Source organism: Acidovorax sp. sif0632 (assembly GCF_019218805.1).
GTDB classification, from domain to species: Bacteria; Pseudomonadota; Gammaproteobacteria; order Burkholderiales; family Burkholderiaceae_C; genus Acidovorax; species Acidovorax facilis.
Genome location: NZ_JAHUWW010000001.1, coordinates 828,795 through 842,046, shown reverse-complemented (window position 1 = coordinate 842,046; position 13,252 = coordinate 828,795). Strand labels below are relative to the sequence as shown.

The following is a 13,252-nucleotide window of genomic DNA, read 5'->3' as shown; positions in this document are numbered from 1 at the left end:
CTTCATTTCTTTTCGACCTCTCCCACCCCATGCTGATTGCCCGCTCCATCGCAGACCTGCGCCAGGCCCTGGCCTCCTATCGCCACCCCGCCTTTGTGCCCACCATGGGCAACCTGCACGACGGGCACATCGCCCTGGTGCGCCAGGCCAAGCCCCTGGGCGACGTGACGGTGGCCAGCATCTTCGTGAATCGCCTGCAGTTTTTGCCGCACGAGGACTTTGACAGCTACCCCCGCACCTGGGAGGCCGATTGCGCACAACTGCAAGCTGCGGGCTGCGATGTGCTGTTTGCCCCGCGCGAGGCCGACCTGTACCCACAGCCCCAGACCTTCAAGGTGCACCCCGACGCAGCACTGGCCGACATGCTGGAAGGCCATTTCCGCCCCGGCTTCTTCGCAGGCGTGAGCACGGTGGTGATGAAGCTCTTTGCCTGCGTGCTCGGCCAGACGGGCGGCACCGCCGTGTTCGGCAAGAAGGACTACCAGCAGCTCATGGTGATCCGCCACATGGTGCAGCAGTTTGCGCTGCCGATTGAGGTGGTAGCGGGCGAGACCTGCCGCGCGGCCGATGGCCTGGCATTGAGTTCACGCAACGGCTACCTCAGCCTGGAAGAGCGGCAAGAAGCCGTAGCCCTGTCGCAGGCATTGAAGCAACTGGCACAGCAATGGCTGAACGCTGCGCCCAACGACCGCAGCGCGGTGGAGCCCCGGGCCTTGGACGCCCTGCGCGCGCGGGGCTGGGCACCGGACTACCTCACCGTGCGCCGCCGCGCCGATCTGTTGCCCGCCACAGCGGCCGATGCAGCGGGCTCGCTGGTGGCACTGGGGGCTGCGCGGCTGGGCAGCACGCGGTTGATTGACAACCTGGAGTTTTAGAACAGCTCACAAAAATCGCCCCTCGCGCCGTTGTCGCGAGGGAGGGCCTGCCAAAGGGGTGAGCAGACGATGCGGTGCAGCCCCGCCACCGGCCCGTCTCCGAAAACAAACCAAGCACCCACCTACCGTCAGCTATTATTCGACCCCAAAGGCCCCTAGCGCTTATCTGCATTGCGCAATAAGCTACTTATTTGATAGCAAAGACTCCTCCATGTCCTGGCACGCCCGCCTGCAGCTCGACTACACGGCACAAAACAACAACGCCCGCACCGTAGCCCGCTATGAGCACAACGGGCCGCTGCGCATCCTGCAAAGCCTGTACCCCGAGGGCGACGCCATCTGCCACAACGTGCTGGTGCATCCACCCGGCGGCCTGGTGGGCGGCGACACGCTGGACATCACCACCACCGTCGGCCCCGGCGCCCACGGCCTGGTCACCACGCCCGGCGCCACGCGCTTCTACCGCTCCACCGGCCCGCTGGCCTTGCAGCGCAGCCACCTCACCCTGGCCGAGGGCGCACGCCTGGAATGGCTGCCGCTGGAGGCCCTGTGCTACAGCGCCTGCCACGCCGAAAACCACCTCACGCTGAACCTCGCCCCCGGCGCCGAATGCATTGCCTGGGACGTGACCGCACTGGGCCTGCCCCACGCGGGCCAGCCGTTTGAGCAAGGCCGCTTCACCCAGCACCTGGAAGTGCCCGGCCTGTGGCTGGAGCGCGGCGTGATCGACGCCGCCGATGACCGGCTGCTGAGCAGCCCGCTGGGTTTGGCAGGCCACCGCTGCATGGCAAGCATGTTCTTTGCCGCAGGCACGCCCCTCGACCGCGCGCGCCGCGATGCAGCCCTGGACGCGGCCCGCGCAGTGATGGATCAACACCCCCAGGTCAAAGCCACCGCAGGCGCCACCAGCCCCAACGACCGCATGGTGGTGGTGCGCGTGTTGGCACCGCAGGTGGAGCCCGCGATGAAACTGCTCAAGGCGGTACGGGTGGCTTGGCGGGAGGTGATGTGGGGGTTGAACGGAGAAGCGCCCCGCATCTGGGCGATGTAAGGCTGGCGGGCCTGCGTGCCCACCGGCGAGGCCTGACCAAGGCGGCGCACGCGGCACTGCCAAAGCATTGCAACGGTGCGCCCGGCGACTCTAGGCCGCGCCCCGTCAAGAGGCCACAGTGCCAGCGCTCGCCCGGAAACGACGGTTCAGGGGCGCCAAAGCGGCAACCCCCATCAACACGCCCATCAGGACCAGGCCCCATTCGGCCAGGGTGGGAACAGCGGTGACGGCAGAGGGCGCCACGGCCCAAGCCTGGGTGGACCCAAATGCCAGCGACCGGCTGGTGTCAGCACCCAGGACGAGAACGCACGAATCCAGCACACCCGCGGGTGAGGCGCCGACGGTGAGGCACTGCGCGTTGTGATCGACCTCCCCTGTTGCCTGAAAGAAGATCCAGGAATGCCGGTCTCCCGGTACATGGGGAGAGGTTCCGGTCAGCCAGCGCTGGATCCGGATGTCCGTGATGGTGATGGCGCCGGAGGCGTTGGTGGATACGTTGAAAAGGAAGATGCGGGCAGCAGGGTCTCCGCTGGAATAGGTGTGGATTCCATCCGAGAAGCTGAAGGCCGTGACCAGAGGCGCCACGTTCGCGGCAGACAGATTGGCCGCCAGCGGGGCGGACGTCGTGAACGAGCCGGATGCACCTATGCCGGTATTGAAGTTCTGGCAGGGGCCCGCCACACAGAGCGTGAAATTGATGAGTGCGGTGTAGTTGCCCGTCGCGGTGGCAACGTAGGTCGTGGACTGCGCATGGGACGCCGCTGCGGCGCACAGCATCACAAGCGCCACGAGCCAATTCTTCATACGTTCCTTCATGGACCCCCCTCCGCGTTTTGTTAAGCAACAGGAGAGGGATCGTATAGGCATTCGCCAGCAATACCTATACGCTGATGGGCCCGTGCGCACCCGCCAGTTCAGCTGCAAGCCGTCCCGCAGGTGCCCGCAGTCATCACTGCAGGTGTTTTCGGCAGGCCTCAAGCCGCAGCGGCCGCAGGCACCTTCAGTAAACCATCGGCCTTGAACATTGCGCGAATCCCCCGCACCGCCTGCCGAATCCGTGCCTCGTTCTCGATGAGCGCAAAGCGCACATATTCATCCCCCTGGTCGCCAAAACCAATGCCCGGCGACACACACACCTTGGCCTTGTCCAGCAGTTGCCTCGCAAATTCCAGCGAGCCCAGCGCGCGATACGGCTCGGGGATGCGGGCCCAGATGTACATGCTGGCCTTGGGGCAGTCCACCGCCCAACCCGCTTCGGTGAGGCCCTTGTAGAGCACGTCGCGGCGGCGCTGGTACTGGGCAGCAATATCTTTCACACACTGCTGGTCGCCCTCCAGCGCGGCAATGGCCGCGACCTGCAGGGGGGTAAAGGTGCCGTAGTCGTGGTAGCTCTTGATGCGCGCGAGCGCGGCCACGAGGTCGGGGTTGCCGACCATGAAGCCCACGCGCCAGCCGGCCATGTTGTAGCTTTTGCTCAGGGTGAAAAACTCCACCGCCACGTCCTTGGCGCCGGGCACTTCCATGATGCTGGGGGCGCGGTAGCCGTCGTACACGATGTCGGCATAGGCCAGGTCGTGCACCACCAGGATGTCGTGCTTCTTGGCCAGGGCGATCACGCGCTCGAAGAAACTCAGCTCCACGCACTGCGCGGTGGGGTTGCTGGGAAAGCCAAAGATCATCATCTTGGGCTTGGGGTAGCTGCCGCGGATGGCTTTTTCCAGCTCGGCAAAAAAGTCCACATCGGGCGCCACGGGCACGCTGCGGATGTCGGCACCGGCAATCACCGCGCCATAAATGTGAATGGGATAGCTCGGGTCAGGCACCAGCACGGTGTCGCCCCGGTCCAGCGTGGCCAGCATCAGGTGGGCCAGGCCTTCCTTGGAACCGATGGTGACGATGGCCTCGGTGTCGGGGTTGATGTCCACCGCGTAGCGGTCTTTGTACCAGTGGCTGATGGCGCGGCGCAGGCGGGGGATGCCCTTGCTAGCGCTATAGCCATGGGTGTCGGGCCGCTGGGCCACTTCGGTGAGCTTGGCGACGATGTGCGGTGGCGTGGCCCCGTCGGGGTTGCCCATGCTCATGTCGATGATGTCTTCGTCCCGGCGGCGGGCGGCGAGTTTCAGCTCGGCCGTGATGTTGAAGACGTAGGGAGGAAGGCGATCGATGCGCGCAAAACGGCGCTTGCCCTGCGATGCAGACATGCGGTGTGACTTTCACGTAAGCGCCCGGAACCGTCCGAGCGACGTGGCTGGCAGAAAGGCCAGCCCGCAGCCAATGTAACGCACAACACAGCGCCAGCCAGCCACCTTGCGCGCGGCTGTCGCAAAGCCGCTACGGCGCGGGCGGCCCGTGGTGTTGGGCTATGCGGTGGCAGAGGCGCGTGCGGCCGTTGCCTTTTCGCTGCCCAGCGACCACGCAAAAATGGCCACGCCACCCAAGCCCAGCACCACGCCCACCCAGCCGGTGGACGTCCAGCCCATGCCTGCCGAGATCGCCACGCCACCCAGCCAAGCGCCGAGCGCGTTGGCGGCATTGAAGGCCGAGTGGTTGAGTGCAGCGGCCAGGGTCTGCGCGTCGCCCGCCACGTCCATCAGGCGGATCTGCAGCGCGGGGCCGATGGCCACCAAGGTGCCCAAAAAGAACGTGGCCAGCGCGGCGCTGGCAGGATGGTGTGCGGCGGGCACAAACAGCGCCAGCACGAGGATGGACCACACCAGCACCTTGCCCACAGCAGGCATCAGCGCCTTGTCGGCCATGCGCGAGCCGACCAAATTGCCCGCCACCATGCCCAGGCCAAACAGCGACAGCACAAAGGGCATGAGCGCAGGCGGCATGCCGGCCACTTCGATCAAGGTGGGCTTGATGTAGCTGAACACTGCAAACATGCCACCAAAACCAATGGCGCCAATGCCCAGCGTGAACCACACCTGCTTGCGGGCCAGCGCGCCCAGCTCGCGCAGCGGGCTGGCGCCGTGCGACGCGGGCATGGCGGGCACCCAAAGGCGCACCATGACCACGGCGGCCACCGCGATCAAACCCACAAACACAAACGCAGCGCGCCAGCCAAAAGCCTCGCCCAGCGCAGCGGCAATGGGCACACCCACCAGCGTGGCGGTGGTGAGGCCCAGCATGACCCAGCCCACTGCGCGTGCGCGGCGCCCCGGTGGCGCCAGTGCGGCGGCCACCAGCGCGGCCACGCCAAAGTAGGTGCCGTGTGGCAGACCGGTGAACAGGCGCATGGCGCTCAGCGACCCATAGCCCGGGGCCAGCGCCGATGCGAAATTGCCCAGCGCATACACCACCATCAGCGCCATCAGCAGCGCGCGCCGCCCCCAGTGGGCGCACAGCACGGCCAGCACGGGCGCGCCCACCACTACGCCCAGCGCATAGGCGCTGATGACATGCCCGGCCTGCGGGATGCTCACACCAATGTCGCGCGCTACCTCAGGCAGCAGGCCCATGATGACGAACTCACCCGTGCCGATGGAAAAGCCGCCGACCCCGAGGGCCAGCACGGCGCGCACCAAGGTGCGGTCGTCGGTAGGGGTGGCGGCGATGGACGTGGGGGAAAGGGGCGCGGTCATGGCAACAACAGGGGAGACGCTGCACCGGCAAGCGACGGCAGGGCGCAGAAGGTAGACGAGACAGGGAGAAGGAGAGAAAGAAACGCAGTTACGGGGGTAAACCCGATTTTTGTAACCATAGCATGCAAAGCACCGCCTTGCTGAAGCGGGGAAATATGTAACCCAGGTTCAAAGCCATTTCAGCTATGGCTGCTACGCTGACGCCCTGACCACGCCCTTCCTCCTTTTTCAAGGACTGCGAATGACGACCACCCCAAGCACAGCAGACCACATCGCCAGCACCGTGAAGGTGCTGGCGTTCGACATCTTTGGCACCGTGGTGGACTGGCACGGCAGCATCGTGCGCGAGATGCAGGCGCTGTACCCTGCGGTAGATGGAGACGCGTTTGCGCTGGCGTGGCGCGCCGGCTACCAGCCGGCAATGGCCCGCGTGATGCGGGGTGAGCAGGGCTGGACACTGGTCGACGACCTGCACCGCAGCATCCTCGACGAAATCCTGCCGCGCTTTGGCCTAGCGCACCTGCCCGAGGCCGAGCGCCGCCACCTCAACCATGTGTGGCACCGGCTCGATGCCTGGCCCGACAGCGTGGAAGGCCTCACGCGGCTCAAGACACGCTTCACCATCACCACGCTGTCCAACGGCAACATCGGCCTGCTCACCAACATGGCCAAGCGCGCCAGGCTACCGTGGGACTGCGTGCTAAGCGCCGAGGTGTTCAAGGCCTACAAACCCAGCCCCGAGACCTACCTGGGCGTAGCGCGCGTGTTTGACCTGCAGCCCGAACAGGTGGCGCTGGTAGCCACGCACCACGACGACTTGGCCGCTGCCCGCGCATGTGGCCTGCGCACCGCCTACGTCGAGCGCCCCCTGGAACTGGGCGCCGCACAGCCCAAGGACAGTACGCCACAGCCTGGCAACGATCTGCACGCCACAGACCTGAACGATCTAGCGCAGATGCTGGGCTGTTGAATGTGCCCCGGGGCACACCCGCGTCGATCAGTGCGCTACCAGCAGCTGCACAAACATCTGCACCTTGGCATGGCATTCGGCGCTGATCGAGGTGAACTCCAAGCCCGCCACCCACTCGTCGCCTTCCTGCTTGAGGGTGATGACGCGCGCGTAAACATCAGCCACGCGGTAGTCCACCAGCGGCAGCTCAAACTCCAGCTTGATCTCGCTGTGCGGCTCCAGCGGCTCGATCAGCTCCACCAGCAGGCCGTGGTAGCCAATGTCGCGGATGGCACCGTGCACGATGTGGGGCACCACGATCTTGTCCTGCATGCGCTGGCACAGGCAGGGCAGGCGCGCATCCACCCGGTGGCTGCGGCGGAACTCCTGGCGCGGCACCTTGAGCTTTTGCGAAGGGATGGCGATCAGCTCGCGCAGGCTCACGGGCTGCGTGCGGCCCTTGACGTAGACCTGCATTGGCGCCGACGCCGACACCAGACCCCAGCAGCGCTGGTACGTCGTGTCGCTGATGAGCACCTGGCCGCGCAGGCTCAGCGCCTCGATGCGCGAGGCCAGATTGACGGCCTCGCCGATCACTGTGTATTCGGAATAAACGTCCGAGCCAAAACGCCCTGCCATCACCGTGCCCGTGTTCACGCCAATGCCCAGGAAGACCTCGGGCAGCCGCTCGCGCAGGTGGGCGAGGTTCAGCTCGCGCATTGCCATCTGCATCTCCACGGCACACAACAGCGCGCGATCCACATCGTCCTCGCGCGCCACAGGCGCACCGAACAGCACCATGATCGAGTCGCCCATGAACTTGTCGATGCTGCCCTGGTACTTGAACACCACTTCGGACAACCGCGCCAGGCAGCGGTTGAGCGCCGCAATCACCACCGACGCCGGTTGCGAGCCCGACAGTGCGGTGAACCCGCGCAGGTCGGCCAGCAGGATGGTGACCTCACGTGGGGCCACAGACCGGTCATCGGTGGCGGCACCTTCCGGGCCGTCGCCCTGGCGCAGGATGGCAGCCATCTCGGCGAGGGCTTCTTCGCGCAGCGGCGCGCCGGTTTCGCGCTCGATCAGCGACTGCAGCCGGCGCACGGCGTCGTGGTGGAATTCTTTGTGCATGGCGCGGGGGAGGTGGGGGAGTGTGTTGGTATAGGGGGGCGTCACCGGCCCCTGCCAGCCAGAATAGGCGCCGCCCACCGGCTGGTCAACCGGTGAAAACACCCCGGGCCGTGCGGCGGAAGCTGACTTGGTATGCCCCATCGCCCCTGCTGGGAGGGGGCCAGGGGAGAGGGGGGCACCGAGCCCCAGAGCGCCCCCTCTCCCCAGCCCTCTCCCGCGAGGGGAGAGGGAGAAAGAGCCAGCGCTGCGGGTGATGGAGGGTGAGGCGGCGGCCCCACGGCGCGATGGACTGGAGCGAAAAATTCAAGCTTTTTTGGCCTCTATCGCACGACCATCAAGCCTATATTGCTATCGAACTAATAGCATCTAAAGTATTCACCCGCCCGGGGCCCGCAGCGTCGCCCGGCACCACCATCTGATCGATCACGCCAAACGGCGCGGGCTGGCCCTGCTCGTCCAGCGCCACCATGCACACCCGTTCGCCAAAGCGCAGAAACGGTGTGCGCGGCGCGCCGTCGGCCAGGGCTTCGACCATGCGGCGCTCGGCGATGCAGGACGAGCCCACGGCCACATCCGCATTCGACACGGTGCCCGAGCCAATCAGGGTGCCTGCCGACAGCTTGCGCGTGCGCGCCGCATGGGCGATCAACTGGCCGAAGTCAAAGTGCATGGCGCCGCCGCGCGGGTGGCCAAACCATTTGCCGTTGCGCTGCGTCTGCAGCCGCAGGTGCACGCGGCCGCCGTTCCACGCTGCGCCCAGTTCGTCGGGCGTGACGGCGATGGGCGCGAATGCGGTGGAGGGCTTTGCCTGCACAAAGCCAAAGCCGCTTTTGGCCTCGCGCGGGCCGAAGGCACGCAGGCTCCAGTCGTTGATGAGCACGATGAGGCGCACATGCTGCAGCGCCTCTTCGGCGGTGACGCCCAGGGGGGTTTCGCTGAGCACCACGCCAAACTCGCCCTCAAAGTCGATCTGGTCGGCTTCGGACGGCAGGGCCACATCGTCGTGTGGGCCCAGAAAGTCGTCGGCCGCGCCCTGGTACATGAGCGGAATGGTGTCGAAGTCGGCCACCGGCGGCACCTTGAACGCGCGCTCCATGAGGTGGCCGTGGTTCAGAAAGGCCGAGCCGTCCAGCCACTGCCAGGTGCGTGGCAGCGGTGCCAAACACTGGCGCGCATCAAAGGGTATGGCGCCCAGGGCGGCGGGCGCGTTCACGGTGCGGGCCAGGTCGTGCAGCGCGGGCTCCACCACACTCCAGCGCTCCAGGGCATCGAGCAGCGTGGGGGCCACGGGGCTGGCGTCGATGCAGCGGCGCGCATCCGTCGACACCACCACCAGGCGGCCATCGCGCAGGCCGTTACGCAGGGTGGCGAGTTTCATGGCGCCACTCCGGCCGCCGGCTGCAGCGGCAGCACCGGGTCGAAGATGGCCACGGCCCGCGTCCAGCCTGCCGAGGCGCCGCGCACCTTGACCGGAAAGCACGAGATGTAAAAGCCGCTGGCGGGCAGCGCCTCCAGGTTGTGCAGTTTTTCGAGGTGGCAGTAGCCAATGTCGCGCCCGGCCTTGTGGCCCTCCCAGATCAGCGATGCGTCGCCGCTTTCGGCATAGCGCTGCGCGGTATAGGCGAAGGGGGCGTCCCAGCTCCAGGCGTCGGTGCCGGTCAGGCGCACGCCGCGCTCCAGCAGGTACATGGTGGCCTCGTAGCCCATGCCGCAACCCGCGCGCGTGTAGCCCGCCGTGCCGTAGGCGCTGCCAGCGCGGGTGTTGACGACCACGATCTCCAGTGGCTGCAGCGTGTGGCCGATGCGTGCGAGTTCGGCCTCCACATCGGCGGCCTGCACCACGTAGCCGTCGGGCAGGTGGCGAAAGTCCAGCTTCACGCCGGGCTGGAAGCACCAGTTCAGATCCACCTCGTCAATGGACAGCGCGCGCTGCCCGCCATCCATGGTGGACGCAAAGTGGTAGGGCGCGTCCAGGTGGGTGCCGTTGTGGGTGTTGAGCTGCACGTCCTCCACCGCCCAGGATTCGCCGTTGGGCAGGTCTTCCTTCTGGAGGCCTGGAAAGAACTGCGCCAGGTCCGCAAAGCTCATCTGGTGGTCGATGTAATGGATGCGCGGGCCCAGGCCCGGCGGGTCGGAGACAACATCGTTTTCAAGGTGCATCGAGATATCGACGATGCGGCGCGCAGGTGTGGCGAGCGTGGTGGTCATGGCGGGGTCGGGTGGAAAGGTCGAAACAAGGCGATCAGGATTCGGCCGTGAAGCCGGTCTGCTTGATGAGGCCGCGCCACTGGTCGGCATCGGCCTTGAGCATCTGCGCCAGCTGCGCGGCGGTGGAGGGCTTGATCTCCAGGCCGTACTGCTTTCCGTAGTCCACCACCTCGGGCTGGCTCAACGCAGCCTGCAGGGCATCGGATGCGCGCTTGATGGTCTCGGGCGTGGCCTTGCCAGGCAGAAAGAAGCCGTACCACTCGCTGACCTTGAGGGGGTAGCCCAACTCCGTCAGCGTGGGCACCTGCGGCAGGAACGGCGAGCGCTTGCTGCCCGCAATGGCCAGCACGCGCAGCTTGCCGCCCTTGCCATGCTGCAGGTAGTCGCCAATCGGCCCCCAGAACGCAGGGATCTGCCCGCCCAGCAGGTCTTGCATGCCGGGCACCGTGCCCCGGTAGGCAATGTGGCGCATGTCGATCTTGCTGAACTGCCCCAGCAGCACGCCCACCATGTGCGGCATGGAGCCCGCGCCGGGGCTGCCGTAGTTGGCGCTGCCGGGGTTGGCGCGCATCCAGTCCAGCAGGTCGGCCAGCGTGCGCACGCTGTCGGGCACACCGGGGCCCACGGCCAGGCCGTGGTCGAACATGGCGCCCAGTGACACGGGCGCCACATCGTCCAGCGTGTAGCGCAGCTTGGGGTAGGTGTAGGGGTAGATGGACAACATGGACGACGGCGTGATGAGCAGGCTGGTGCCATCGGCCGGGCTGTCGCGCAGGTTGAGGATGCCGATCTGCCCGCCTGCGCCGGGTTTGTTGTCCACCACCAAGGACGCTGCGTAGTGGCCGCGCATGCGGTCGCCCACACGGCGCGCCAGCGCATCGGCCGTGCCCCCGGCCGGAAAGCCCGAGATGATGCGCGCCATGTCGGGCATGGCGTCTTTGCCGGCCTGCGCCCAGGCGGCAGGAGCACCGCCCACGGTGGACAGCAGGGCGGCAGAAAGCTGGGTGAAACGGCGGCGGGTGAACATGGTGTCTGTCTCCTGTTGGAATGGATGGAAGTTGCAGCGACACCCCGCAAGCCAGATCTGACAGGTCCTGCAGCGGGTGGCATGAAAAAATTATACGAACGTACAAATTCAAATCGACTGGGGTTTGTACGAGTGTTCAATAAATTTATACAACCGTATAAACCAGCCTATGCCCAAATCCCGATCCACCCCCCAGACTGCGGCCACCGTGCCCGCCGCCCCTGCCGCGAAAGCCCCGGCGCGCAAGCGTGCTGCGGCCCGCAGCGCCACCAGCGAAGAAGCGCTGGCTCCCAATCGCCAGGCCAACATCCTGCAGGCGGCCGAGCGGCTGTTTGCCACGCGCGGTTTTCATGGCGTGTCGATCCGCGACATTGCCGACGAAGCCGGTGTGCCGCTGGCGCTGGTGGGCTACTACTACGGACCCAAGCTCTCGCTGTACCACGCCATCTTTCGCGCGCATGCGGGCTACATCGATGTGCGGCTGCAGTCACTGGCCCAAGCCCAGCAGGCGGCCCCACCCGGTCAGCTTCTGGACGAAATCGTCAAGGCCTTCGTGCTGCCCGTGCTGGAGGTGGCTCGCCAGCCTGCGGGCCACCACTTTCTGCGCCTGCTGTCGCGCGGCATGAACGACCACCTGGAAGAAGACGAGCCCATCATCCGCGAGCTGTTCGACCCACTGGCCCATGCGTTCATTGATGCGATTGCCGCCGCCCTGCCCCAGGCCACGCGCAGCCAGGCCGCATGGTGCTACCAGTTCGCGCTGGGCGCGCTGCTGCACCATGTGAACGACCAGCGCATCGAGCGCCTGTCGTACGGCCAGAACCAGCCGGGCGACGAGGCTGCAGCGGGGCCACTGCTGGTGCGTTTCATCGCGCAAGGCATGCGTGGCGCCTGTGAAGGCGCGGTGCGCTGACGCCGAACCGCTGACACACCCACCCCTACCACCCGCACTGCCGCGCGAGCGCCGCATGCCAGGCACAGCCACGCCCATTTTTCTGGCCCTTGCCCACCGCCACCCCAGGTGGCTGGGGCCCTGCGCTGCCGCCCCACCCTGGGCATCGGCACGCCAGACCGGCGCACCCTAGCCGCACCGCTTTCGGCGCACACAACGCGCTGACGCCCTCCCCCGTTGAACTGCGTTTTCGGAACAGCCCTGGCTGCGCCGTGGACCGGTTCGCCCTCCGCTTGCCCCTCACCCATCGAAAGACACCATGAAACCCCGCACCTCCCCCACTCCCCACCTCTTCCACCCTCGGGCCCGTCGGCGCTGGACACGCGCCCTGGGCACCGCTGCAGCCCTGTCTGCCGCCACCCTCGCCGCGCAGGCACAGCCAGCATCCGGCCCCGGACTACAGCTGTATGGCCTGGTCGATGCCGCCGTGGGCCACTTTGCGGGCCCCGCCGCCGGCATCAATGCGCAAGACCGCGCCGTGACCAAGCTGGACGGTGGCGGCATGTCCACCAGCCACTGGGGCGTGCGCGGCACCGAAGACCTGGGCGGCGGGCTGTCGGCACAGTTCGAGCTGTCGTCCTTTGTGCGCAACGACTCCGGCGCCACCGGCCGCAGCGATGCGCTGCCCGCACCCGTGAACGTGGCTGCCGACCCCGTGTTCTCGCGCGCAGCCTGGGTGGGCGTGTCGCACCGCGACTGGGGACGCGTGCGACTGGGCAATGTCACGTCGTTACTGTTCCTGAACTCCATCACCTCCAACGCGTTTGGCGACTCCACCGTGCTGGGGCCGCTGAACCTGGTCACCTTCATCGGCAGCCCGCTCACGGGTGGCACGGCATGGGCCAACTCGGTGGTGTATGACAGCCCCAGCGTCGCGGGCGTCAATGCCTCGGTGGCACATGCCATTTCTGAAGGCCAGGGCGGCGGCAACAGCGCAGCACGGCTGGCCTATGCCCAAGGCCCGTGGGCCGCATCGCTGGCGTGGCAGAGCGTGAAGAACAACCCCGGCACCTTCGCCGACGGCACCTCGCCCAACGACACACGCGCCTGGCAGCTGGCGGCGTCGTACGACTTCGAGGTGGTCAGGCTGTTTGCCCACCTGGGCCGCATCGACAACCGGGGCACGGCCGCTGCGCCGCTCAACCTGTCGTATCGGGTGTGGGATGTGAGCGCCGCTGTGCCCGTGGGTGCAGGCCGTGTGCTAGCGGGCTACGCGGTGCGCCGCACCAGCGACACCGTGGGCCCCGTGCCTGCCACGGTGGCGGGCGGCAATGTGGAGCGCAAGGTGTTCACCCTGGGGTATGACTATTTCCTGTCCAAGCGCACGGACCTGTATGCCATGGTGATGCGCGACAGCACCCAGACCCGCACACTGCCTGCGCCGCCGTCTGTAGTCAGCGCACAGGGCACCGGCTTTGCGGTGGGGGTGCGCCACCGGTTTTGATCCGTTTTTCAGAAAGGTTTACGGAGAGTCC

General features: G+C 66.7%; 12 protein-coding genes. 5 read left to right on the top strand and 7 right to left on the bottom strand.

Going from position 1 to position 13,252, the window contains the following annotated elements; all coding sequences use genetic code 11:
- The first annotated feature begins 29 nt into the window (after positions 1-29).
- Positions 30-875 (top strand): pantoate--beta-alanine ligase, encoded by an 846-nt coding sequence (panC, locus tag KW832_RS03820; protein ID WP_218298639.1) that lies wholly within the window; start codon positions 30-32, stop codon positions 873-875.
- Positions 876-1,086: 211 nt separating this feature from the next.
- A complete protein-coding gene (locus KW832_RS03815; RefSeq protein ID WP_218298640.1) occupies positions 1,087-1,926 on the top strand; it encodes an urease accessory protein UreD in 840 nt (279 codons plus the stop codon).
- Between the two features lie 105 nt (positions 1,927-2,031).
- Here the strand turns inward: KW832_RS03815 and KW832_RS03810 are convergent, their stop codons facing one another.
- The 3 genes from KW832_RS03810 to KW832_RS03800 all read right to left on the bottom strand — a co-directional run bounded on the left by KW832_RS03810 (position 2,032) and on the right by KW832_RS03800 (position 5,510).
- Positions 2,032-2,730 (bottom strand): IPTL-CTERM sorting domain-containing protein, encoded by a 699-nt coding sequence (locus KW832_RS03810; protein ID WP_218298641.1) that lies wholly within the window; start codon positions 2,728-2,730, stop codon positions 2,032-2,034.
- Positions 2,731-2,900: 170 nt separating this feature from the next.
- The gene (alaC, locus tag KW832_RS03805) at positions 2,901-4,127 is read right to left on the bottom strand and encodes an alanine transaminase (protein ID WP_218298642.1); all 1,227 of its coding nucleotides are present in this window, start codon (positions 4,125-4,127) and stop codon (positions 2,901-2,903) included.
- Between the two features lie 159 nt (positions 4,128-4,286).
- Positions 4,287-5,510: an MFS transporter gene (locus KW832_RS03800; protein ID WP_218298643.1), complete on the bottom strand. Its 1,224-nt coding sequence runs from the start codon at positions 5,508-5,510 to the stop codon at positions 4,287-4,289.
- A gap of 241 nt (positions 5,511-5,751) precedes the next feature.
- Here KW832_RS03800 and KW832_RS03795 point away from each other — a divergent pair, with 241 nt between their 5' ends.
- Positions 5,752-6,480 (top strand): haloacid dehalogenase type II, encoded by a 729-nt coding sequence (locus tag KW832_RS03795; protein WP_218298644.1) that lies wholly within the window; start codon positions 5,752-5,754, stop codon positions 6,478-6,480.
- Between the two features lie 27 nt (positions 6,481-6,507).
- Here the strand turns inward: KW832_RS03795 and KW832_RS03790 are convergent, their stop codons facing one another.
- The 4 genes from KW832_RS03790 to KW832_RS03775 all read right to left on the bottom strand — a co-directional run bounded on the left by KW832_RS03790 (position 6,508) and on the right by KW832_RS03775 (position 10,825).
- The gene (locus KW832_RS03790; RefSeq protein WP_218298645.1) at positions 6,508-7,590 is read right to left on the bottom strand and encodes an adenylate/guanylate cyclase domain-containing protein; all 1,083 of its coding nucleotides are present in this window, start codon (positions 7,588-7,590) and stop codon (positions 6,508-6,510) included.
- 340 nt (positions 7,591-7,930) lie between these two features.
- Complete coding sequence (locus tag KW832_RS03785) at positions 7,931-8,968, bottom strand: fumarylacetoacetate hydrolase family protein (RefSeq protein WP_218298646.1); 1,038 nt, start codon at positions 8,966-8,968, stop codon at positions 7,931-7,933.
- Positions 8,965-9,798 carry a cyclase family protein gene (locus KW832_RS03780; protein WP_228898637.1) on the bottom strand — a complete coding sequence of 278 codons (834 nt, stop codon included), beginning with the start codon at positions 9,796-9,798 and terminating at the stop codon, positions 8,965-8,967. Before KW832_RS03780 ends, KW832_RS03785 begins: the two co-directional genes overlap by 4 nt.
- A 34-nt stretch (positions 9,799-9,832) precedes the next feature.
- On the bottom strand, positions 9,833-10,825 hold the full coding sequence (locus KW832_RS03775) for a tripartite tricarboxylate transporter substrate-binding protein (protein ID WP_218298647.1): 993 nt from the start codon (positions 10,823-10,825) through the stop codon (positions 9,833-9,835).
- Positions 10,826-10,994: 169 nt separating this feature from the next.
- Between KW832_RS03775 and KW832_RS03770 the strand changes: the two genes are divergently transcribed.
- Together KW832_RS03770 and KW832_RS03765 are read left to right on the top strand one after the other, a co-directional pair.
- A complete protein-coding gene (locus tag KW832_RS03770; protein WP_218298648.1) occupies positions 10,995-11,738 on the top strand; it encodes a TetR/AcrR family transcriptional regulator in 744 nt (247 codons plus the stop codon).
- Positions 11,739-12,036: 298 nt separating this feature from the next.
- Positions 12,037-13,221: a porin gene (locus KW832_RS03765; protein WP_218298649.1), complete on the top strand. Its 1,185-nt coding sequence runs from the start codon at positions 12,037-12,039 to the stop codon at positions 13,219-13,221.
- Positions 13,222-13,252: the final 31 nt, after the last annotated feature.